Origin of the sequence: Azospirillum sp. B510 (genome assembly GCF_000010725.1) — a bacterium.
Lineage (GTDB): Bacteria > Pseudomonadota > Alphaproteobacteria > Azospirillales > Azospirillaceae > Azospirillum > Azospirillum lipoferum_B.
On sequence record NC_013859.1, the window covers coordinates 153554 to 174488 of the forward strand.

Here is a 20935-nt window from a genome sequence, read left to right on the forward strand (position 1 = left end):
CCCTTGGCGATCCGGCCCCCCCTGTCGCGAACGCTCCCTCTTCTCGTTGGGCTGCTCGCGGGTCCGGCCGGCGCCATGGCGGCCGGAGGTTCCCAGATCGGCGTCTGGAGCACGGCGCTCTACGCCGCCCCCAAGGCCCCGCCCCAGCCCGCGCGCAAGGCGTTGCCGGCGGAAGCGCAATGCATCGCCGCCATCCTCGACGCGGAGAAGGCGGCCGGCATCTCCGACCATCTGCTGCTGGCGATGGGCTTCACCGAATCCGGGCGGCGGACGGAGGACCGGCTGTTCACCGCCTGGCCCTGGACGGTCAACACCGAAGGGCAATCCCATTATTTCCCGACGCGCGACGACGCCATCGCCTTCGTGCGCGAGACCCAGGCGCGCGGCGTCCAGTCCATCGACGTCGGCTGTCTCCAGGTCAATCTGCGCTGGCACCCCGACGCCTTTCCCGACCTCGCCACCGCCTTCGATCCGGTCGCCAACGCCCGCTATGCCGCGTCCTTCCTGTCGGTCCTGCGGCGCGACCATGGATCGCTGGAGACCGCCATCGCCCGCTACCACTCCGCCCAGTCCGAGCGCGGCGAGGCCTATCGCCAGCGGGTGGTCGGCAACCTGCGCTGGGTCGCCGGCGCGCTCGGCTATCTGGAGACGCTGGCGGCGGGGCCGGGCAACGCCGCTCCGGTATGGAGTGCGGCGGAACGCGGGCGGCTGAGCTTCCTGTCCGGCCTGTTCGCCGACGGTCCGGCCCGGCCGCTGCTGCCGGTGGGGCAGAACTGATACGCGGTCAGAAAAGTTCTGACCGCTCCGCTCAAACAGTCGGGGGCCCGGCCCCGTGATGGTGGGCGCGGTGCTGGGCGAGGCTCACGTCGAAATGCGGGGCGCCGCCGCCGGCGACCTCGATGAAACGCCCCCGCACCCGGAACACTGTTTCGATCAGACCGCTGGCGGCGAGCGCCGCGGGCGGACCGTCGAACATCAGCGTCCCCTGCCGCAGCAGGGAAATCGCGTCGCACACCGCCATCGCCTGATTGATGTCGTGGATCGCCATGACGATGGCGACGCCGCGCTCCCGGCTCAGCCGGTGGACGAGGTCGAGCACCTCGACCTGATGGCCGATGTCGAGGAAGGAGGTCGGCTCGTCCAGCAGCAGGACCCGGGCCTGCTGGGCCAGCGCCGCCGCGATCCAGGCGCGCTGGCGCTCGCCGCCCGACAGCTCGCGCAGGCCGCGATCCGCCAGCGCGGTCAGGCCGGTGCTGCCCAGCGCCCAGCCGATCGCCTCCTCATCCTCGGGGGCGTAGCGGCGGAACAGCCCGACATGGGCGAAGCGGCCCTGGCGGACCAGTTGCCCGACGGTCATGTCCTCCGGTGCGGCGGGCTGCTGCGGCAGATAGGCCAGCCTCCGGGCCAGCGCGCGGCGGGGCAGGGCGTGGATGGGTCGTCCATCGATCTCCACCCGCCCGGCGGTCGGGCGGATCAGTCCGGCGATGCTTTGCAGCGCCGTGCTTTTGCCCGAGCCGTTCGGTCCGATCAGGCCGCGGATCTCGCCGGGCCGCAGCGACAGGCGGAAATCCGTCAGCGCCCGGCGGTTGCCATAGACGACGGACAGGTCGGAACAGAGAACCGGCATGGCACCCTCAGGGAGTTTTCCGAAGCAGGACGATCAGGACGGGAACGCCCAGCAGGGCGGTGACCACGCCGATGGGAATCTCGTCGGGACCACCGACCAGCCGTCCGGCCAGATCCCCGGCGGTGACCACCACCGCCCCCAGCAGGATCGTCACCGGCAGTAGAAGCCGCTGCCGCCGCCCCACCATATGGCGGGCCAGATGCGGCGTCAGCAACCCGACGAAGGCGATCGGCCCGACCGCCCCCACCGCGCTGGCGGCAAGGCCGCAGGCCAGGCAAAGAACCAGCGTGAAGTGCCGACGGTAGGACAGACCGAAGGATTGGGCGACGGCGGCGTCGAGGCTCAACAGGTCGAGCGGGCGCAGGATCGCCGGCAGCAACGCCAGCCCGGCCAGCGTGAAGGGGGTGAGGAAGGCGGCATGCTCCCAACTGCGGGCATAGAGGCTGCCCGCCAGCCATTCCAGCAGGATTTCGATCCGGGTGGAGCCCCAGCCGGCGATGATGCCCATCGCCAGCGCGTGCAGCAGCGCGCCGATGGCGACCCCGCACAGGGTGATGCGCATCGGGCCGAGATCATGGCGCAGCGCCAGAAGATGGACCAGCGCCGCGGCCCCCAGCCCGCCCAGCATGCCGACCGCCGGCAGCCAGGCGACCGGCAGTTCCGGCAGGGTGTTGCCGCCCGGCGCATGGCTGTAGACGCTGGCCAGCAGGAAGACCGCCACCGCCAGGGTGGCCCCCTGCGAAATGCCCAGGATCGACGGATCGGCCAGCGGATTGCGGGTGATCCGTTGCAGCAGCAGGCCGGCGACGGCGAAATTGATTCCGGCAAGGACGCCGGTGGCGACGCGCGGCAGGCGGAAATCGAGCAGGATGGAGCGCGCCATGGCGCTGCCCCCGCCACTCAGCGTGGCGAGGCTGTCGGACAGCGGAATGTCGGCGACGCCCAGCAGGACCGCCAGCGGCAGCGACAGGGCGACCGCCAGCAGGCAGCCGCCCATGACCAGCCACCCAGAGCCGGCGCGGGCGGAGGGGGAGCGGTGGAGCGCGGTCGTGGTGCCGTCCATTCTCAGACCCCGGTCCCGGAGGAGAAGCGGTGGCGGCGGACCAGATGGAGGAAGACCGGTCCGCCGATCAGCGCCGCGACGATGCTGACCGGGATTTCCCGCGGCAGGACGATGGTGCGCGCCACCAGATCGGCGGCCACCACCATGGTGCCGCCCAGGGCGGCGGTCAGCCCGATCAGCCAGCCGGGACCGGGGGGCTTCAGCAGCCGGGCGATGTGGGGTGCCGCCAGTCCGACGAAGGCGACATGCCCGGCGACCGGGGCGACCCCGGCGACCGGCAGAACCGCCAGCAGCAGCAGGACCGGCTTCCACAGGGCGAGGTTCAGGCCCATCCCGGCGGCGGCCTGCTCGCTGAGCGTGAACAGGGCGACGACGCGCAGGCAGGCGAGCGCGCCGACAAGCCCAATGGCGACCCAGGGCGTCATCGCCAGCAACTGCGGCCAGGATCCGCCTTGGAAACCGCCGGACAGCCAGAAGAACAGCGAGGTCGATTGCGGGCCGCTGAGCAGGATCAGATAGGTGGTGACGGCACCCAGGAACAGCGCCACGCTGATGCCGCCCAGCGCCAGGCGCATCGGGCCGCCACCCCCGCCGCCGCCCCGCGCGATCCAGGCGGTCGCTGCGGCGGCGGAAAGCCCGCCCACCAGCCCGACCAGCGGGTAATAGGCCGAGGAGAAGCCGGGCAGCAGCACGAAGCACAGCAGGATGGCGGTCACAGCACCCGAGGTGACACCGGTCAGCCCCGGCCCGGCCAGCGGATTGCGCGTCAGGATTTGCAGCAGCAGGCCGGACACCGCCAGCCCGACCCCGCCGACGAAGGCGCACAGGCTGCGCGGCAGCCGCAGGGTCCACACCAGGATGGAGTCGATGGCGTCGTTCGGGTGGAGCAGGACCGGCAGCAGCGCGTCGGGCCGCAGGGGCCGGCTGCCAAGCAGCAACCCCCAGACGCCGAGCAGCGCCGACGTCAGCAGCAGGAAGGCCGTCAGCATGGCGGGCGACGACAGGACGGACGGCGGGCGGCTCGCCATCGCGCTTACTTCTGGACGGCGGCGGGGATCAGCGTCGCCGCCTCCGCCTTGACGTCGATGGCCGGGAAGCGGTCGGGATAGAGGAAATGGGCGGCCTCGCGCAGAACCAGCTCGCGGGCGATCGGGCCGTTCGGCTCCACCCACTCGTCGCCGACATAATGGACCCGGCCATTCTTCACCGCCGACAGGCGGTTCCAGATCGGGTTGGACTGGTGCGGGCGTTCCGGGCCGGAATCATACACGAAGATCACCTCCGGATCCTTTTCCAGCATGGCCTCCAGGCTCATCTCCAGCCCGAAGCGGCCGCCCTGGACCATCGGGCCGGCGATGTTCTCGCCGCCGAGCTTGGTGACGATCCAGGCGGCCATGTTCTCGGTGTGGAAGGTGAAGGGGGTGTTTCCCGCCCACATGATCTGGAAGCGCGGATGCCTGTCTTTCGGCGCCTTGGCTGCATACTCCTCCAGACGCTTGCTGAAGGCGTCGTTCAGCTCCCCGCCGCGCTGCGGCTGGCCGAACAGGGCGGCGAGATCCGCCACCTCTTTGAAGCTCTCGCTGTACAGCTCCATGTTGTAGGCGAGGTAGGGGGCGATCTTGTCGAACTGGCCGGCGTTGCCCTGGGTGTAGCGCCGCATGGCGACGATCAGGTCGGGTTTGGCCTCGGCCAGCAGTTCCAGATTGGGCTTGGCCCGCTGCCCGATCTTCCTCATGCCGGCGGTCAGGCCCAGCAGATAATCCGGCTCGCGCCCGGCGGTCATGTAGGTGGTGGCGACCGGCATCACCCCGACCGCCAGCGCCACATCGACGCCGAGATAGGAGACCGCGGCGATGCGCTGTGGCCTGGCGGGAACCTGGACGGTGACGCCGCGGTCATCGACCACGCCGCGGATCGCGGCATCCTGCGCAAGCGCTGATCCGGCGGTCAGGGCGGCGACCATTCCCAGGGCGAGGCGGAGTTTCGGCAGGGTCCGGGTCATCTCAGCGTGCTTCCTTTGAAACGAGGGGCGGGGTCGCGATGCCCGTCAGGGGGCGAAGGTCGAGGAGAAAGCGCCGCCACAGCAGCAGGCTGGTGGCGCCGAAGCCGAGGCAGAGGCCGAACCAGACGCCATGGCCGCCCAGCCCCAGCGGATAGGCGCACAGCGCCATGGCGGGAATGCCGATCAGCCAATATCCGATCAGCGTGCCGGTCAGACCGGCCCTGGTGTTGCCCAGGCCGCGCAGCAGCCCGACGCAGACATTCTGCGATCCCTTGAAATATTGATGCGCGATGGCGAACCACAGCAGGGTGGTCGCGGTGGCGATCACGGCGGGATCGGCCTGCCCGCCGAGGAAGGGACGCAGCACGGCCGAGGGAGCCAGCGCGTAGAGCAGCCCGACCGCCGTCATGATCGACAGGGCGACGGTCATGGCGCGGCGGGCGATGCCGGCCACTTCATGGCCCAACCCCTTGCCGATGGCGCGGCTGACCAGGATGGAGGAGCCCTGCGACAGGCCGATGTTGACCTGATAGACGATGTAGGCCAGCTGGTTGACGATGTTGGAGGCGGCGAGCGCCACCGCGCCGAAGCTGCCCATCAACAGGCTGGCGATCGAGGTGATGGCGGCCTCCGACCCATAGGTCAGGGCGATCGGGGTTCCCATCCCGGCGATGGTCCTCACCGCCGCCCGATCGGCCCGCCAGGCGTCGAGCGCCAGCAGCGGACCCAGCAGCGGATCCCGCCCGACCGTGCGCAGATAGACCAGGAAGGTCCAGAGCTGTACCAGCGTGGTGGACAGGCCGACGCCGGCCAGTCCGAGCCGCGGCAGCCCCAGCCAGCCATAGATGAACACCGCGTTCAGCAGGGCGTTGACCGCGATGGAGACCAGCGTCACCCGCAGCAGCGATCCGGCCCGGCGCATGCCGACCGCGAATTGCCGCAGCACGTTCAGCCACAGCATCGGCAGCAGGCCGGGGGCCAGCGTCAGCATGATGCCCTGCGCCTGGGCTGCGACCTCCGGCGTCTGGCCGAGCAGTGGCAGCAACCGGCTGGCCAGCGCCAGCAGCAGGGCCGCCGCCGTCGCGGTCAGGGTGGCGACCAGCAGGGCGGCGCGCAGCAGGGCGCGGACCTCGGCATTCGCGTCGTCGTCGAGGTCCTTGACGCCGCTCCGCTTCTCCCCGCGCCCGACGGCACCGGCGACGAGGTTGCCGACGCCCGTCACCATGCCGACGGACATGGTGCGCAACTGGTTGTAGAGCAGCATGGCCAGCCCGCCGGCGGCCACCGCCTGGACCCCGAGAAGCCCCATCATCAGCAGGTCGGTGCTGGTCAGGGCGACCTGGGCGAATTGGATTCCGGCGATCGGGGCCGAGAGCGCGATGATGTCCCGGTAGGGATGCAGACGGGTATTCATGGTTCGATCAGGCCCGAAGCCCGGTATCGCCTGAGGCGGCCGGACGGATTGAGTCCCGACGGTGTCCGGCCTCTTTCGCCCGGATTCCCTCGGTCAGCGGATGGGTGGTGTCGCCAGGATCAATTCCGGATTGGACGCGCTCTCTGCATCCCGACCTCGGCGGCTATCTACAGCAGGGGCAAAATGGGAGTCAATGAGATTAATTATCAGTTTCATAAATTCCGGCTTTGCCGGCCGGCTTGAAGCGCCCCGCCCTTAAATCCCGGTTTTACCGCGGCCCCCTATCGTTGCCGGACCATCCCTCCTCCACAAACCCGCCGGGACCCCCATGACCCTCACGGATCACGTCCGCAGCCGGTTCGGCCTGATCGGCGACATCGGGCTGGCGAACCGCGACGTGCTGTTCGCGGTCGGCATCCTGCTGGTGCTGGCGGTGCTGTTCCTGCCGGTGCCGTCCTGGTTCCTCGATCTCGGGCTGGCGCTGTCCTTCTCGGTCGCGGTGCTGGTGCTCATGGTGTCGCTGTGGATCCCGCGTCCGCTCGACTTCTCCTCCTTCCCCACCGTGCTGCTGGTGGTGACGATGCTGCGGCTGGCGCTGAACATCGCCTCGACCCGGCTGATCCTTGCCGAGGGGCACAACGGCCAGGCCGCCGCCGGCCATGTGATCCAGGGCTTCAGCCAGTTCGTGATGGGCGGCAACTTCGTCATCGGCGTGGTGATCTTCTGCATCCTGGTGGTGATCAACTTCGTCGTCATCACCAAGGGCGCCACCCGCATCGCCGAGGTCGGCGCCCGCTTCACGCTCGACGCCATTCCCGGCAAGCAGATGGCGATCGACGCCGACCTTTCCGCCGGCATGATCGACGACAGCGAGGCGCGCCGCCGCCGCAAGGAGCTCGAGGACGAGAGCACCTTCTATGGCGCCATGGACGGCGCCTCGAAATTCGTGCGCGGCGACGCGGTGGCCGGTCTGGTCATCACCGTCATCAATGTGCTGGGCGGCATGGCCATCGGCATCGTCCAGAAGGGGATGAGCTTCGAGCATGCCGCGTCCATCTACACCACGCTGACGGTGGGCGACGGGCTGGCGACGCAGATCCCGGCGCTGGTGGTGTCGCTGGCCGCCGGCCTGCTGGTGACCAAGGGCGGCAACATCGGCTCGGCGGAAAAGGCGGTGATCGACCAGCTCGGCGCCTATCCCAAGGCGCTGCTGGTGGCGTCCGGTCTGCTGGTGGCGCTGGCGATCACCCCCGGCCTGCCGATGGCGCCCTTCCTCGCCATGGGGGCCGCCTTCGCCGCTCTCGGCTGGTACGCGCCGCGCCGCAAGGCCCGCGCCGCCGCACTCGCCAAGCTGGAGGAAAGCCGCAAGGCGCCCCCCGCCGCACCCGAGGAGGCGGTGGAGGACATGCTGAAGGTCGACGAGGTGAAGGTGGAGGTCGGCAACCACCTCGTCCCGCTGATCCTCAACAAGAACGGCCCGCTGACGACCAAGGTGAAGACTTTGCGCAAGCGCTTCGCCACCGAATTCGGCTTCGTCCTGCCCTCGGTCCGCATCAAGGATTCCAGCTTCTTGGCCCCCAAGAGCTATGTCATCAGCATCATGGGGGTGGAGGCGGCGAAGGGGGAGGTGCGGCCGAAGCATCTGCTCGCCATCGACCCGACCGGCGGCGCCGTTCCCGACATCGCCGGGGACGCGACGCGCGAGCCGACCTTCGGCCTGCAAGCCAAATGGATCGACCCGGCCCGCCATGAGGAGGCGGTGGCGAAGGGCTACACCGTCGTCGATCCGGAAAGCGTCATCACCACCCACCTGACCGAGGTCATCAAGGACAACCTCGCCACCCTGCTGACCTTCGCCGCCTTGCAGAAGCTGATCGACGGGCTGGGCCGCGAATACCAGAAGCTGATCAGCGACATGGTGCCGAGCCAGATCTCGCTGGTGGTGCTCCAGCGGGTGTTGCAGCAGCTTCTCTCCGAACGGGTGTCGATCCGCAACCTGCCGGCCATCGTCGAGGCGGTGGCCGAGGCGGTCGGCTGGACCCGCCACATCACCCTGATCACCGAACATGTCCGGATGCGGCTGGGCCAGCAGATCCATCAGGGGCTGGCCGGACCCGACGGCTTCGTCTCGGTGATCGCGCTCAGTCCGCGCTGGGAGCAGGCGCTGCTCGACAACATCGTCGTCGAGGGCGACGACCGCCGTTTCGTCATGCCGCCCAGCCTGGTCCAGGAGTTCCTGACCGCCGTGCGGCTGAAGATCCAGAAGCACGCCACCGCGCAGATATGGCCCGCCCTGCTGGTGGGGGCGGAGGCGCGCCCCTTCGTCCGTTCCCTGCTGGAGCGGGTCAGCCCGATGACGCCGGTGCTGAGCCATGCCGAGCTGCACCGCAAGGCGTCGCTCAAGACCATCGATCAGGTCTAGACGCCGATGGATGGCGCGATGGGGGATCTGAGCCAGTTCCTGACCCTGGAGATCTACCGCGGCTTCGTCGTGCTGGCGCGGGTGGCGGCGGCCATCGGGCTGCTGCCCGGCTTCGGCGAGGCGGCGGTGCCGATGCGGGTGCGCGCGGCGCTGGCCATCATCGTCACGCTGGTGCTGCTGCCGGGGGTGGACGGCCTGCCGGACCGCATGCCGGAACAGCCGGTGGAGATGTTGCGGATCCTGGCCGGGGAGACGCTGGTCGGCGCCTATCTCGGGCTCGGCGCCCGGCTGTTCATGGCGGCCTTGCAGACCACCGGCGCCCTGGCGGCGCAGGTGGTGGGGCTGAGCAACCCCTTCTCGATGGCGGCGGCGGGGTTCGAGGGCGGGTCGGTGCTGTCGGGCGTGCTGCTGATCGGCGGGCTGGCGCTGCTGTTCGCATCCGACGTGCATTACCTGATGATCGGGGCGCTGGCGCGCTCCTACGGCTCCTGGCCGGCGGCGGAGTTTCCGGATTTGGGTATGGTCGCCCAGCGTTTCGCCGAGCTGCTGGCGACCACCTTCCGCTTGGGCGTCGGGCTGGCGGCGCCCTTCATCCTCTATGGGCTGGTGATGAATCTGGCGCTGGGGCTGGTCAACCGGGTGATGCCGGCGATGCCGGTCTATTTCGTCGCGACGCCGGGCGTGCTGATGCTGGGGCTCGGCCTGTTCATGGCGACCGCCGGCGCCATGCTGACCGCCTTCGTCGCGGCACTCGGCGGCTGGCTTTCGGGTTCCTGAGCCATGGCGGAGCAGGACGACGAGCAGAAGACCGAGGAACCGACCGAGAAACGCCTGCGCGAGGCGGCGGAGAAGGGCGACGTCCCGCGCGCCCGCGACGTCGGCCTGCTGTCGGCGATGGTCGCCGCCTGGATGATCGTGCTGATGGCGGCCCCCGGAGTCGCCTCGAACCTGTCGGCCCTGCTGCTGCCGCTGATCGAGAATCCCGACGACATCCGCATCGACGGCGGCGCCATCGACGTCATCCACAGCCTCGCTTGGCTGATCGGCGGCGTCGCGGTGGCCCTGCTGCCGGTGCTGGGCATCCTGCTGGTCGGGGCGGTGGTGTCGGCGCTGGGGCAGGGGCCGTTCGTGGTGGCATCCGACCGCATCCGGCCGAAATGGTCGCATTTGTCGCCGGCCGCGGGCTGGAAGCGGATGGCCGGGCGGCCGGCGCTGGTCGAATTCGCCAAGAGCCTGGTCAAGCTCGCCATCATCAGCGCCGCCGCCTGGCGGGCGCTGGCGCCCTACATCGCATGGACGGAGGATACAGTGGGCATGGACGTCGCCGGATTGCCCAACCTGCTGCGGGACGTGACCTTGCGGCTGCTGCTGGCGGTCCTGCTGGCGACCGTGCTGATGGCGGCGGTGGATGTGCTGTGGAACCGCCTGGAATGGCGCCGCCGCCTGCGCATGAGTCCCCAGGAGATCAAGGACGAGTTCAAGCAGATCGAGGGCGACCCCAACGCCAAGGCCCGTCTGCGCGACATCCGCCGCTCGCGCTCGAAGAAGCGGATGATGGCGAACGTCCCGCGCGCCACGGTGGTCATCACCAACCCCACCCATTTCGCCGTGGCATTGGAATACGAGCGGGGACGGACCGCCGCCCCGATCTGCCTCGCCAAGGGGGCGGACCTGATCGCGCTGCGCATCCGCGCGCTGGCCCAGGAGCATGGCATCCCCATCGTCGAGAATCCGCCGCTGGCCCGTGCCCTCCACGCCCAGGCGGAGGTCGATGCCGCCATCCCGCTCCAGCATTATCAGGCGGTGGCGGAGGTCATCACCTATGTGCTGAAGCTGAAGGGCGGCCTGGCGCGGCGGTAACCCACCCCCTTGCCATCCCGCCGGGGGCGTGCCAGGAACGGTATCGTCAGCCCGTGACGTGAAGGGGATTCCCGATGCCGCCGCTCTCCGCAAGGCCCGCCGCCAAAGCCGCACCCAAATCGGCCGCCGGGTCGCTGGCCGGCTTCTGCCCCTGGGCGGGCGAGGACGGGGTGCGGGTCTATCTGCGGCCCACCGGGCTGATGCCCATCGCCGCCTGGGCCAAGGGGGCGGCGGTGCCGCTGGCCGGTGGGCGCTTCGCCTTCTCCACCGCCGAGCTGATCGTCCGCGACGGCGGCAGCCGCATCGACCGCGCCTTCGCTCCCCTGGCGGAGATCATGGCCTGGGGCTGGGAGCGCTCCCGCGCGGTGGCGGAGGCGCTGGACCGCCAGCTCGGCGCCCTGACCCGCGCCCGCGCTCCCTTCGCCGGGCTGGCGCTCGACCGGCCGCTGATCATGGGCATCGTCAATGTGACGCCGGACAGCTTCTCCGACGGCGGCGATTTCCTCGACCCCGCCGCCGCCATCGCCCATGGCGAGGCGATGCTGGCCGCCGGGGCCGACATCCTCGACATCGGCGGCGAATCCACCCGTCCCGGCGCCGACCCGGTCCCGCCGGCCGAGGAGGAGCGGCGCGTGCTGCCGGTCATCCGCCATTTCGCGGAGAGGGGGGCCGCCGTTTCGGTCGATACCCGCCATGCCCGGGTCATGGCGTCGGCGGCGATGGCCGGCGCCCGCATCGTCAACGACATCGCCGGGCTGGCCGATCCGCAGGCCCTGCCGGTGGTGGCGCGCGCCGGCATCCCGGTGGTGGTCATGCACATGCAGGGCGAACCCGGCACCATGCAGGCCAGCCCGGTCTACCGTGACGCCGCCCTCGACGTCTTCGACTGGCTGGAGGAACGGATCGCCCGCTGCGCCGCCGCCGGCTTGGCCCCGGAACGCATCGCCGTCGATCCCGGCATCGGCTTCGGCAAGACGATGGAGCATAATCTGGAGATCCTGCGCCACACCGCGCTGTATCACGCGCTGGGCTGCACCGTCCTGATCGGCCTGTCGCGCAAGACCTTCATCGGCCGCCTGTCGCGCGGGGAGCCGCCGAAGGAGCGGCTGGCCGGCTCGCTCGCCGCCGGGCTGGAGACGCTGAACCAGGGCGCCCAGATCCTGCGCGTCCACGATGTCGCCGAGACGGTCCAGGCCCGCGCCGTCTGGGAAGGGCTGCATCCCCGCCCGTAACCCTTTCGCGCAGCCGCCGATGGGGTCTTGACCCCGCCGGGCTGGCGGGCGAAGAAACATCCTGCGCTTGTGCTTACAGCCCCGCGCTCCGACATCCCGGGCTGGAGACGGTTTCCGTACGAGGTTCTCATGACGCGACATCTGTTTGGGACAGACGGCATCCGTGGCACCGCCAACATCGATCCGATGACCGCCGAAACGGCTCTGCGCGTGGCGATGGCGACCGCGCTCCAGTTCCGCCGCGGCGACCACCGCCACCGGGTGGTGATCGGCAAGGATACCCGCCTGTCCGGCTATCTGCTGGAACCGGCGCTGACCGCCGGCTTCATCTCGATGGGCATGGACGTGGTGCTGGTCGGGCCGCTGCCGACCCCGGCGGTCGCCATGCTGACCCGCTCGCTCCGCGCCGACATGGGCGTCGTGATCTCCGCCTCGCACAACCCCTATCAGGACAACGGCATCAAGCTGTTCGGCCCCGACGGCTACAAGCTGTCCGACAAGGTCGAGGCGGCGATCGAGGCGCGCATGGCGCTGCCCTTTGGCCCCGACCTCGCGGCGCCGGCGGCGCTTGGCCGCGCCAGCCGCCTCGACGACGCCACCGGCCGCTACATCGAATATGTGAAGAACACCTTCCCGCGCGGATTGCGGCTGGACGGGCTGAAGATCGTCGTCGATTGCGCCAACGGCGCCGCCTACAAGGTCGCGCCCAAGGTGCTGTACGAATTGGGGGCCGACGTGGTCCCGGTCGGCGTCACCCCGGACGGCACCAACATCAACAAGGGCTGCGGCGCCACCGCGACCCAGACCTTGCAGGAACAGGTCGTCGCCCATGGCGCCCATCTCGGCGTCGCGCTGGACGGCGACGCCGACCGCCTGATCATGGTGGACGAGGCCGGGCGGCCGATCGACGGCGACCAGCTGATGAGCCTGATCGCCACTTCCTGGGCGCACGCGCAGACCCTGCGTGGCGGCGGCGTCGTCGCCACCGTCATGTCCAACCTCGGCATGGAGCGCCATCTCGGCGGCCTCGGCCTGCATCTGGCCCGCACGCCGGTCGGCGACCGCTATGTCGTCGAGATGATGCGCGAGCGCGGCTACAATGTCGGCGGCGAGCAGTCGGGCCATGTCGTGCTGTCCGACTATTCCACCACCGGTGACGGGCTGATCGCGGCGTTGCAGGTGCTGGCGGTGCTGATCCAGGCCGATGGCCGGTCGGCCAGCGAGGTCTGCCGGGTGTTCGATCCGGTGCCGCAGAAGCTGACCAATGTCCGTTTCGCCACCGGAACGAAGCCGCTGGAGGATGTCGCCGTCCAGCAGGCGATCAAGGAGGGCGAGGGGCGTCTGGCGTCTGGCGGCCGCCTGCTGATCCGCAAGTCCGGCACCGAACCGCTCATCCGCGTGATGGCGGAGGGTGACGACGAGGTGCTGGTGCACAGCGTGGTCGGCGACATCGCCGACGCCATCCGGGCCAGCGCCGCCCGCAGCCTGGAGGCCGCGCAATGACTGAGAGCACCATCAACGGGCGTGTCCTGATCGTCGCCGGCTCCGATTCCGGTGGCGGCGCCGGCATCCAGGCTGACATCAAGGCGGTCAGCGCGCTCGGCGCCTACGCCATGACCGCCATCGCGGCGTTGACGGCGCAGAACACCACCGGCGTCTATGGCGTGGTGGCGGTCGACCCCGCCTTCGTCGCCTTGCAGATGAAGCTGGTGCTGGAGGATATCGGCGCCGACGCGGTGAAGATCGGCATGCTCGCCAACGCCCCGGTGATCGAGGCGGTGGCGGCGGAGTATGAGGCCCGCGCCGTCAATGTGCCGCTGGTGCTCGATCCCGTGATGATCGCCAAGAGCGGCCATCACCTGCTCGACCCCGACGCCGTGCTGACCCTGCGCCGGCGCCTGCTGCCGCTGGCCGAGGTGGTGACGCCCAACCTGCCGGAGGCGGAGGCGCTGACCGACCTGCCGATCCGCGACCTGGATGACATGCGCCGTGCCGCCGAACTGCTGCTCAGCTTCGGCCCGAAATCGGTGCTGCTGAAGGGCGGCCATCTCGAGGACGACACCCTCTACGACCTCCTGCTGACCGAGGAGGGCGAGACGGTTTTCCAGGGCCGGCGCGTCCACACCCCGCACACCCACGGCACCGGCTGCACCCTGTCCTCGGCCATCGCCGCCGGTCTGGCCCAGGGGCTGACCACCGGTGAGGCGGTGGCGCGGGCGCGCCGCTATGTCGAAACGGCGATCCTGACCGCGCCCGGCTTCGGCCACGGCCACGGCCCGCTCAACCACCTGCACACGGTGCGCGAGTTTTCGTGAGAAGGCACAGAAGCGGATGCCCGGTCACGGCACCCGCTTCTTCTCCAGCTTGCGGGCCAGCGTGCGCCGGTGCATGCCGAGCCGCCTTGCCGTCTCGGAAATGTTGAAGTTGGTCTCCACCAGCGTCTCGTGGATGCGCTCCCATTCCAGATTCTTGATCGAGGTGCTGCGGGCGGTGGGGGCGATGGAGGTGTCGCCCTCGATGCGGTCGAAGGCGGCCTCGATGTCGTCGGTGTTGGACGGCTTGGCCAGATAATGGCAGGCGCCCAGCTTGATCGCCTCCACTGCGGTGGCGATGCTGGCGAAGCCGGTCAGCACGACGATGCGGGTCTCCTCGTCCGCCTCGTGCAGTTCCTTCACGCATTCGAGGCCCGACCCGGTGGCCAGCTTCAGGTCGATCACCGCATAGTCCGGGTCCACCGTCCGCAGGATCTCCCGCATCTCCTCCAGCCCGGCGCAGACATGGACCTCGTAGCGGCGGCGCTCGAAGGACCGGCGCAGCGCGCGGGCGAAGGAGGCGTCATCCTCGACGATCAGCAGGGTGCGGACGACGTCCTCTTCCAACTCAGTCGTCTCCATCGGCGCCTCCCGGCGACAGGGCGGACAGCGGCAGGGTCAGCGTCACGGTGGCGCCGCCGCCGGGGCGGTTCTTGGCCGAGACGGTTCCGCCCAGCTTGCGCAGCACGTTCATCACCAGGAACAGGCCGAGCCCGCTGCCCGGCCGTTTCTTGGTCGAGCGGTAGGGCTTGCCCAGCTCCTCCAGGATGGCGGGGTCGAAGCCGGGGCCGGCATCATTGACCGCCACCACCAGATTGTCCCCCTGCCGCAATGCCGCGACGCCGATCCAGCCCGGCGACGCCTCCAGCGCGTTGTCCAGCACGTTGAACAGAACCTGCTTCAGGGCGAGGTCGGCGATCATCCGTTCCTGCGGGCCGACGGCATTGTCATAGTCGAAGCGGGCCGGCGAGCGGCTGGACAGCCAATCCTCGACCAGACCGTCGAGGAAGCTCTTCACCGTCGTGCGCACCGTCCCCTCGCCGCGCGCCTCGCCCGACGACATCAGGATGCCAGAGACGATGGTCTTGCAGCGGTCGATCTGGTTCTGCATCTCCGCCACCTCCTCCGACAGGTCGGGGTCGGCCATCAGCGTCGGCATATGGCGCCAGTCGTTGAGGATCACTGACAAGGTGGCGAGCGGCGTTCCCAGCTCATGCGCCGCGCCGGAGGCCAGCAGTCCCATGCGGACGATGTGCGCCTCCTCCATCGAACGCTGGCGCAACTCGGCCAGATAGGCGTCGCGGGCGCGCAGGTTGCGGTTGATCTGGGTGAGGAAGGGAACCAGCAGGCTCGCCGCCAGGACGAAGCAGATGAACATCCCCTGGATGTGCAGGCTGAACAGCTCGCCTTCATAGCCATGGGGAAGGGGAAGCGGCTGGTTGTTGCCGATCAGCCAGGTGAAGCCGGCGGTCGCCACCAGCACCAGCGCCCAGGCCGACCATGCCTCCAGCAGCACCGCCCCCAGCGCCACCTGGAGCAGATAGAGTGAGATGAACGGATTGGCGGCGCCGCCGCTGAGATAGAGCTGAAGGGTCAGCGCCCAGACATCGATCAGCAGTTCCAGGAACAGCTGGGTGTTGGAGATGGTGGAACTGCGGCGGATCTGGATCAGGCTGGCGATGTTCAGCGCGACCAGCACGAAGATCACCGCCGTCATCGGCAGCAGCGGCAACCGGATTCCCATCTGCGCATGGACGATCAGGATCGTCACGATCTGCCCGACGACGGCGAGCCAACGCAGTTGGACGAGCAGGAACAGGTTTTTGCGGTCGGTGGAATCACGCACGAAGGACGTCCTGTTCCTCACCCGGTTCATCAGTTCACCAACTTATATAGAGAGTTGGCGGCAGGTGGGGAGTTTTAGGAAGGTCTGTTTCAAGCCACCCGGCCCTTCAAACCGCCCGGCGGCGCCATTCGCTGCGGATCAGGACCAGCACCGCGCCGATCAGCATCACATCCAGCGCGAACCAGGTCAGCGCATAGCCGAGATGGCTGTTGGGGAAGCTGACCACCGTCAGGCCGCCGACCGGCCAGCCGCCGGGATTGCGGGTGGAATCGGCGTCCACAAAATAGGGTGCGGTCCGCCCCACCCCCGCCGATGCGGCGATGGCGGCGACGTCGCGGGAATACCAGCGGCCGGCGGCGGGATCGTTGCCGCGCAGGAAACCGCCCTTCGGCTCGCTGATGCGCAGAAGGCCGGTGACCGTCACCACCCCTTGCGGCTGCCCTTCGGCCCGGCTGGCGGGATCGCGTCTGTCGGGTGGAACGAAGCCGCGGTTGACCAGGACGGTGAAGCCGCCGTCGGTGACGAGGGGCGTCATCACCCAGAACCCGCCGCCGAGATCGGTGACGGCCTGGACCAGGGATTCGCGGTCGTTGAGGAGCCGGCCGGTCACGCTGACCCGGCGGTATTCGTCCGAGGCCGCCGTCACCGCCGGCCAGAACTCCGGACCCGGAGCGGGAGCGGGGGCGGCATGGATGCGGGCATCCACCCGCTCGATCAGATCGAGTTTCCACACCCGGCGTTCGAGCTGCCAGATGCCGAGGGCGGTCAGGCCGGCAATACCGGCCAGGGCCAGAAGGCCGAAGAGGGCCAGCACCCACAGCGGGCGGGCCCTCCCGGCGGTGCCGCCCGCGATGGGCGCGGACGGCAGTCCGGTCACGGCATCTTGCTCATGTCGTTGGTCATGCCCGGCATCATGTTGTGGTTCAGGTGATACATCACCCAGAGCGAACCGGAGAACATGATGACGACGACGATGATGGTGAAGATCATCGCGAGCATCGACCAGCCGCCTTCGGCCCGGCCGTTCATGTGCAGGAAATACACCATGTGGACGATGATCTGGACCACGGCCAGGGCCAGGACCACGACCGTGGTGGTCACATTGTCCAGCGTGCCGTTCATCACCAGCCAGAACGGAATCACCGTCAGGATCACCGACAGGACGAACCCGATCATGTAGCTGCCGAAGGTGCCGTGGGCGCCCGCGGGGTGACCGTGATCGCCGTGACCGCCATGGTGATGGTCATCATGGCCGTGATGGGCGTGGTGGTCGCTATGCGCGTGGGTGCTCATCGCAGCGCTCCCATCAGATAGACGTAGGTGAAGACGCCGATCCAGATGACGTCCAGGAAGTGCCAGAACATGCTGAGGCACATCAGGCGGCGGCGGTTGGCCGGGATCAGCCCGCGGCGGGCGACCTGGATCATCAGCGTCACCAGCCACACGCTGCCGAAGGTGACGTGCAGCCCGTGGGTGCCGACCAGCGTGAAGAAGGACGACAGGAAGGCGCTGCGCCAGGGGCCGGCGCCCTCATGGATCAGGTGGGCGAACTCGAACAGCTCGATGCCCAGGAAGGCGAGGCCGAACAGCAGGGTGATGAAGAGCCAGCCCTGGGTCTGTCCGGTGCGGCCCTTCTCCATCGCCAGCATGGCGAAGCCATAGGTGATGGAGGAGAACAGCAGCATCGAGGTGTTCAGCGCGACCAGCTTCAGGTCGAACAGCTCCTTCGGCGTCGGGCCGCCGGCATAGCTGGTGCCGAGAACCCCGTAGGTGGCGAACAGGACCGCGAAGATGAGGCAGTCGCTCATCAGGTAGATCCAGAAGCCGAGCGCGGTGCTGGCTCCCTCGTGGGCGTGCTCGTCCTTCACATGGAAGACGGGCGGGGCGGCGTCGCGCGGGGCATCATGCCCTGCGTGACGGCCGTGCATGGCATCAACGGTCGTCGTCATGCTTACACCTGTCCGGAGAGCAGACGGGTCCGCTCGGTCTCGGTCCGCACCACTTCATCCACCGGGATGTGGAAGTCGCGGTTGTAGTTGAAGGTATGGTTGATGGCGACCGCCAGCAGCCCGACGAAGCTCAGCGCCGCCAGCCACCAGATGTGCCAGATCATCCCAAAGCCCAGCGCCGTGCTGATGCCGGCCAGGATGATGCCGGTGCCGGTGTTGCTCGGCATGTGGATCGGGCGGAAGCCGTCGAGCGGACGGGCATAGCCGCGCTTCTTCATGTCCCACCACGCGTCATTGTCGTGGATGACCGGCGTGAAGGCGAAGTTGTAGTCCGGCGGCGGCGAGGAGGTCGCCCATTCCAGGGTGCGGCCACCCCAGGGGTCGCCGCTGACGTCGACCAGTTGGCGGCGCTTCAGGATGCTGACGGCGATCTGGATCAGGAAGGACCCGATGCCGAGCGCGATCAGGACGGCGCCGAAGGCGGCGATCTGGAACCAGATCTGAAGCGACGGATCCTCGAACACGCGCAGGCGGCGGGTGACGCCCATCAGGCCCAGGACATAGAGCGGCATGAAGGCGAAATAGAAGCCGATCACCCAGAACCAGAAGGACATCTTGCCCCAGAACGGATCCAGGCGGAAGCCGAAGGCCTTCGGCCACCAGTAATAGATGCCGGCGAACAGGCCGAACAGCACGCCGCCGATGATCACGTTGTGGAAGTGGGCGATCAGGAACAGGCTGTTGTGCAGGACGAAGTCGGCCGGCGGAACCGCCAGCAGCACGCCGGTCATGCCGCCGATGACGAAGGTCAGCATGAAGGCCACCGTCCACATCATCGGCAGCTCGAACCGGATGCGGCCGCGGTACATGGTGAACAGCCAGTTGAAGATCTTCGCGCCCGTCGGGATCGAGATGATCATCGTCGTGATGCCGAAGAAGGAGTTCACGCTGGCGCCGGAGCCCATGGTGAAGAAATGGTGCAGCCACACCAGATAGGACAGGATGGTGATGACGACGGTCGCATAGACCATCGAGGTGTAGCCGAACAGCTTCTTGCCGCAGAAGGTGGCCGTCACTTCGGAGAAGATGCCGAAGCACGGCAGGATCAGGATGTAGACTTCCGGATGGCCCCAGATCCAGATCAGGTTCACGTACATCATGGGGTTGCCGCCCATGTCGTTCGTGAAGAAATGCGTGCCGACATAACGGTCCAGCGACAGCAGGACCAGCACGGCGGTCAGGATCGGGAAGGAGGCGACGATCAGGACGTTGGTGCAGAGCGAGGTCCAGGTGAAGACCGGCATCTTCATCATGGTCATGCCGGGGGCGCGCATCTTGATGATCGTGCAGATCAGGTTGATGCCCGACAGCGTCGTTCCGACGCCGGCCACCTGCAAGGCCCAGATGTAATAGTCGACGCCGACGTCCGGGCTGGCCTCCAGCCCCGACAGCGGCGGGTAGGCCAGCCAGCCGGTGCGCGCGAACTCGCCGATGAACAGCGAGGCCATGATCAGCACGGCGCCGCCGACGGTCATCCAGAAGCTGAAATTGTTCAGGAACGGGAAGGACACGTCGCGGGCGCCGATCTGAAGCGGCACCACATAGTTCATCAGCCCCGTCACGAAGGGCATCGCGACGAAGAAGATCATGATCACACCGTGGGCGGTGAAGACCTGATCGAAATGGTGGGAATTGAGGTAGCCCTCGCTCCCGTTGAAGGCCATCGCCTGCTGGGCGCGCATCATGATGGCGTCGGCGAAGCCGCGCAGCAGCATGATCAGGCCCAGGATCATGTACATGATGCCGATGCGCTTGTGGTCGACGGTGGTGAACCACTCCTTCCACAAATAGCCCCACAGCTTGAAATAGCTGAGGGCGGCGACCAGCGCGATGCCGCCCAGCATCACCGCGAAGAAGGTCGCGACGACGATGGGCTCGTGATAGGGGAAGGACTCCAGGCTGAGGCGCCCGAAGAGGAAGGTCGTCAGTGTCTCAAGCATGCCGGTGTGCCCGATCAGGGATTGGCCAGCCGCTGCGGTCCGGCCAGGGTGGCGGACGCGCTGATCGGCGTGACGGTGGGGCGCCGCACGGCGCCCGCGTTTGCGGCGGCGTCCGACGTCGCGGCCTGGACGGCCTCGGCGACGGTGCACAGGCCGGTCTGCTGGGTGTCCGGGAAACCGGCCAGCGTGTTGGCCCGCAGGATCGCGTCGGCGGCGGCCTTGCCGCCGGCGTTCAGTCCGCCCGCGCGGTCGATGGCGGCCATGTCGCTCATGCAGATGGTGCCGGGACGCACGCACATGTTGACGACGGCCTGGAACAGCTTCGGATCGATGGTGCCGAAATGCTGGACCGGAACCGCTTCGCTCGGCTTCTCCAGCGCCATGTAGGCGTTGCGGTCGAGCGGGGCGCCGGCCGACTTCACCTTGGCGACCCAGCCGTCGAAATCCTGGTTCGACAGGCCGAGGAAGGCGAAGCGCATGTGCGAGAAGCCCGCACCGCTGTAGTTGGACGAGAAGCCCTTGTAGGTTCCCGGCTGATTGATCACGGCGTGGAGTTTCGTCTCCATGCCCGGCATGGTGTAGATCATGCCGGCCAGCGCCGGGACGTAGAAGGCGTTCATCACCGTCGAGGCGGTCAGGCTGAAGCGGATCGGCCGGTCGACCGGGGCCGCCATCTCGTTCACCGAGGCGATGCCGTATTCCGGATAGACGAACAGCCACTTCCAGTCGAGCGCCACCACCTGCACCTCCAGCGGCTTGGCGCCGGCGGGCAGCGGCTTGTCGGCCGCGATGCGGTCGAGCGGCCGGAAGGGGTCGAGCTTGTGGGTGGTCACCCAGGTGATGGCACCCAGGCAGATGATGATCAGCAGCGGGGCGGCCCAGATCACCAGTTCAAGCTGCGTCGAATGGTCCCAGTCCGGTTCGTAGCGGGCCGTGTTATTGGACTGACGGTAACGCCAGGCGAACAGCACGGTAAGCGCCATGACGGGGACGATGATCAGCAGCATCAGCAGGGTGGAGATGACCACAAGGTCACCCTGCTGGCTGGCAACGTCGCCGGCCGGGTTCAGCACGACCAGGTTGCAGCCACTCAACGCCGCCATGAATGGCAGCAGGGCGATTGCGCGATAACGGCTCAAGGCAGGACCTGTATCAAAGGTTTGCTTTGGGGAGACAGCTAGCGTCCATGCCCCAGCGGCGACATTGGA

At 68.4% G+C, this 20935-nt stretch carries 19 protein-coding genes; 7 read left to right on the forward strand and 12 right to left on the reverse strand.

The window, feature by feature from the left end; translation table 11 throughout:
• Window positions 1–75: 75 nt before the first annotated feature.
• The gene (locus tag AZL_RS30680; protein WP_012978256.1) at window positions 76–777 is read left to right on the forward strand and encodes a transglycosylase; all 702 of its coding nucleotides are present in this window, start codon (window positions 76–78) and stop codon (window positions 775–777) included.
• 31 nt (window positions 778–808) lie between these two features.
• Here AZL_RS30680 and AZL_RS30685 read toward each other — a convergent pair whose 3' ends face one another.
• The 5 genes from AZL_RS30685 to AZL_RS30705 form a co-directional block, all read right to left on the reverse strand.
• A complete protein-coding gene (locus tag AZL_RS30685) occupies window positions 809–1627 on the reverse strand; it encodes an ABC transporter ATP-binding protein (RefSeq protein ID WP_012978257.1) in 819 nt (272 codons plus the stop codon).
• A 7-nt stretch (window positions 1628–1634) separates the two neighbouring features.
• Complete coding sequence (locus tag AZL_RS30690; RefSeq protein ID WP_012978258.1) at window positions 1635–2624, reverse strand: FecCD family ABC transporter permease; 990 nt, start codon at window positions 2622–2624, stop codon at window positions 1635–1637.
• A gap of 68 nt (window positions 2625–2692) precedes the next feature.
• A complete protein-coding gene (locus AZL_RS30695) occupies window positions 2693–3718 on the reverse strand; it encodes a FecCD family ABC transporter permease (RefSeq protein ID WP_012978259.1) in 1026 nt (341 codons plus the stop codon).
• Window positions 3719–3723: 5 nt separating this feature from the next.
• A complete protein-coding gene (locus tag AZL_RS30700) occupies window positions 3724–4692 on the reverse strand; it encodes an ABC transporter substrate-binding protein (RefSeq protein ID WP_012978260.1) in 969 nt (322 codons plus the stop codon).
• A 1-nt stretch (window position 4693) separates the two neighbouring features.
• Window positions 4694–6106, reverse strand: coding sequence for an MATE family efflux transporter (locus AZL_RS30705; RefSeq protein WP_012978261.1), 1413 nt, complete (start codon window positions 6104–6106; stop codon window positions 4694–4696).
• 328 nt (window positions 6107–6434) lie between these two features.
• Here AZL_RS30705 and flhA point away from each other — a divergent pair, with 328 nt between their 5' ends.
• The 6 genes from flhA (at window position 6435) to thiD (ending at window position 13935) form a co-directional block, all read left to right on the forward strand.
• Window positions 6435–8528, forward strand: coding sequence for a flagellar biosynthesis protein FlhA (gene flhA, locus AZL_RS30710; RefSeq protein WP_012978262.1), 2094 nt, complete (start codon window positions 6435–6437; stop codon window positions 8526–8528).
• Between the two features lie 18 nt (window positions 8529–8546).
• Entirely contained in the window at window positions 8547–9305 is a 759-nt protein-coding gene (locus AZL_RS30715; protein ID WP_042446572.1) for a flagellar biosynthetic protein FliR, read from the forward strand.
• Between the two features lie 3 nt (window positions 9306–9308).
• Complete coding sequence (gene flhB, locus AZL_RS30720) at window positions 9309–10388, forward strand: flagellar biosynthesis protein FlhB (protein WP_012978264.1); 1080 nt, start codon at window positions 9309–9311, stop codon at window positions 10386–10388.
• Window positions 10389–10462: 74 nt separating this feature from the next.
• The gene (gene folP / locus AZL_RS30725; protein ID WP_012978265.1) at window positions 10463–11620 is read left to right on the forward strand and encodes a dihydropteroate synthase; all 1158 of its coding nucleotides are present in this window, start codon (window positions 10463–10465) and stop codon (window positions 11618–11620) included.
• Window positions 11621–11749: 129 nt separating this feature from the next.
• The gene (gene glmM, locus AZL_RS30730; RefSeq protein ID WP_012978266.1) at window positions 11750–13123 is read left to right on the forward strand and encodes a phosphoglucosamine mutase; all 1374 of its coding nucleotides are present in this window, start codon (window positions 11750–11752) and stop codon (window positions 13121–13123) included.
• Window positions 13120–13935 (forward strand): bifunctional hydroxymethylpyrimidine kinase/phosphomethylpyrimidine kinase, encoded by an 816-nt coding sequence (gene thiD / locus AZL_RS30735; RefSeq protein WP_012978267.1) that lies wholly within the window; start codon window positions 13120–13122, stop codon window positions 13933–13935. Before glmM ends, thiD begins: the two co-directional genes overlap by 4 nt.
• A gap of 24 nt (window positions 13936–13959) precedes the next feature.
• On the opposite strand, the gene AZL_RS30740 is transcribed toward thiD, so the two are convergent.
• The 7 genes from AZL_RS30740 to cyoA form a co-directional block, all read right to left on the reverse strand.
• Complete coding sequence (locus tag AZL_RS30740) at window positions 13960–14514, reverse strand: response regulator transcription factor (protein WP_012978268.1); 555 nt, start codon at window positions 14512–14514, stop codon at window positions 13960–13962.
• Window positions 14501–15808: an ATP-binding protein gene (locus AZL_RS30745; protein ID WP_012978269.1), complete on the reverse strand. Its 1308-nt coding sequence runs from the start codon at window positions 15806–15808 to the stop codon at window positions 14501–14503. The genes AZL_RS30740 and AZL_RS30745 overlap by 14 nt, the downstream gene beginning before the upstream one ends.
• 76 nt (window positions 15809–15884) lie before the next feature.
• Window positions 15885–16655, reverse strand: a complete 771-nt coding sequence (locus tag AZL_RS30750; protein WP_012978270.1) for an SURF1 family protein — start codon at window positions 16653–16655, stop codon at window positions 15885–15887.
• Window positions 16652–17071, reverse strand: a complete 420-nt coding sequence (gene cyoD / locus AZL_RS30755) for a cytochrome o ubiquinol oxidase subunit IV (protein WP_012978271.1) — start codon at window positions 17069–17071, stop codon at window positions 16652–16654. The genes AZL_RS30750 and cyoD overlap by 4 nt, the downstream gene beginning before the upstream one ends.
• Entirely contained in the window at window positions 17068–17706 is a 639-nt protein-coding gene (cyoC, locus tag AZL_RS30760; RefSeq protein ID WP_012978272.1) for a cytochrome o ubiquinol oxidase subunit III, read from the reverse strand. Before cyoC ends, cyoD begins: the two co-directional genes overlap by 4 nt.
• 23 nt (window positions 17707–17729) lie before the next feature.
• Complete coding sequence (cyoB, locus tag AZL_RS30765; RefSeq protein WP_012978273.1) at window positions 17730–19727, reverse strand: cytochrome o ubiquinol oxidase subunit I; 1998 nt, start codon at window positions 19725–19727, stop codon at window positions 17730–17732.
• A 14-nt stretch (window positions 19728–19741) separates the two neighbouring features.
• Entirely contained in the window at window positions 19742–20866 is a 1125-nt protein-coding gene (cyoA, locus tag AZL_RS30770) for a ubiquinol oxidase subunit II (RefSeq protein ID WP_012978274.1), read from the reverse strand.
• Window positions 20867–20935 lie beyond the last annotated feature (69 nt).

Bases quoted from the DNA above. Each gene is read 5' to 3' on its own strand.
- flhB (WP_012978264.1), top strand. From the start codon at position 9,309: ATGGCGGAGCAGGACGACGAGCAGAAGACCGAGGAACCGACCGAGAAA.
- cyoB (WP_012978273.1), bottom strand. From the start codon at position 19,727: ATGCTTGAGACACTGACGACCTTCCTCTTCGGGCGCCTCAGCCTGGAG.
- AZL_RS30715 (WP_042446572.1), top strand. From the start codon at position 8,547: ATGGGGGATCTGAGCCAGTTCCTGACCCTGGAGATCTACCGCGGCTTC.
- flhA (WP_012978262.1), top strand. From the start codon at position 6,435: ATGACCCTCACGGATCACGTCCGCAGCCGGTTCGGCCTGATCGGCGAC.
- AZL_RS30745 (WP_012978269.1), bottom strand. From the start codon at position 15,808: ATGAACCGGGTGAGGAACAGGACGTCCTTCGTGCGTGATTCCACCGAC.
- cyoC (WP_012978272.1), bottom strand. From the start codon at position 17,706: ATGCACGGCCGTCACGCAGGGCATGATGCCCCGCGCGACGCCGCCCCG.
- cyoD (WP_012978271.1), bottom strand. From the start codon at position 17,071: ATGAGCACCCACGCGCATAGCGACCACCACGCCCATCACGGCCATGAT.
- AZL_RS30705 (WP_012978261.1), bottom strand. From the start codon at position 6,106: ATGAATACCCGTCTGCATCCCTACCGGGACATCATCGCGCTCTCGGCC.
- AZL_RS30700 (WP_012978260.1), bottom strand. From the start codon at position 4,692: ATGACCCGGACCCTGCCGAAACTCCGCCTCGCCCTGGGAATGGTCGCC.
- AZL_RS30695 (WP_012978259.1), bottom strand. From the start codon at position 3,718: ATGGCGAGCCGCCCGCCGTCCGTCCTGTCGTCGCCCGCCATGCTGACG.
- AZL_RS30740 (WP_012978268.1), bottom strand. From the start codon at position 14,514: ATGGAGACGACTGAGTTGGAAGAGGACGTCGTCCGCACCCTGCTGATC.
- folP (WP_012978265.1), top strand. From the start codon at position 10,463: ATGCCGCCGCTCTCCGCAAGGCCCGCCGCCAAAGCCGCACCCAAATCG.
- AZL_RS30685 (WP_012978257.1), bottom strand. From the start codon at position 1,627: ATGCCGGTTCTCTGTTCCGACCTGTCCGTCGTCTATGGCAACCGCCGG.
- AZL_RS30690 (WP_012978258.1), bottom strand. From the start codon at position 2,624: ATGGGCGGCTGCCTGCTGGCGGTCGCCCTGTCGCTGCCGCTGGCGGTC.
- glmM (WP_012978266.1), top strand. From the start codon at position 11,750: ATGACGCGACATCTGTTTGGGACAGACGGCATCCGTGGCACCGCCAAC.
- thiD (WP_012978267.1), top strand. From the start codon at position 13,120: ATGACTGAGAGCACCATCAACGGGCGTGTCCTGATCGTCGCCGGCTCC.
- AZL_RS30680 (WP_012978256.1), top strand. From the start codon at position 76: ATGGCGGCCGGAGGTTCCCAGATCGGCGTCTGGAGCACGGCGCTCTAC.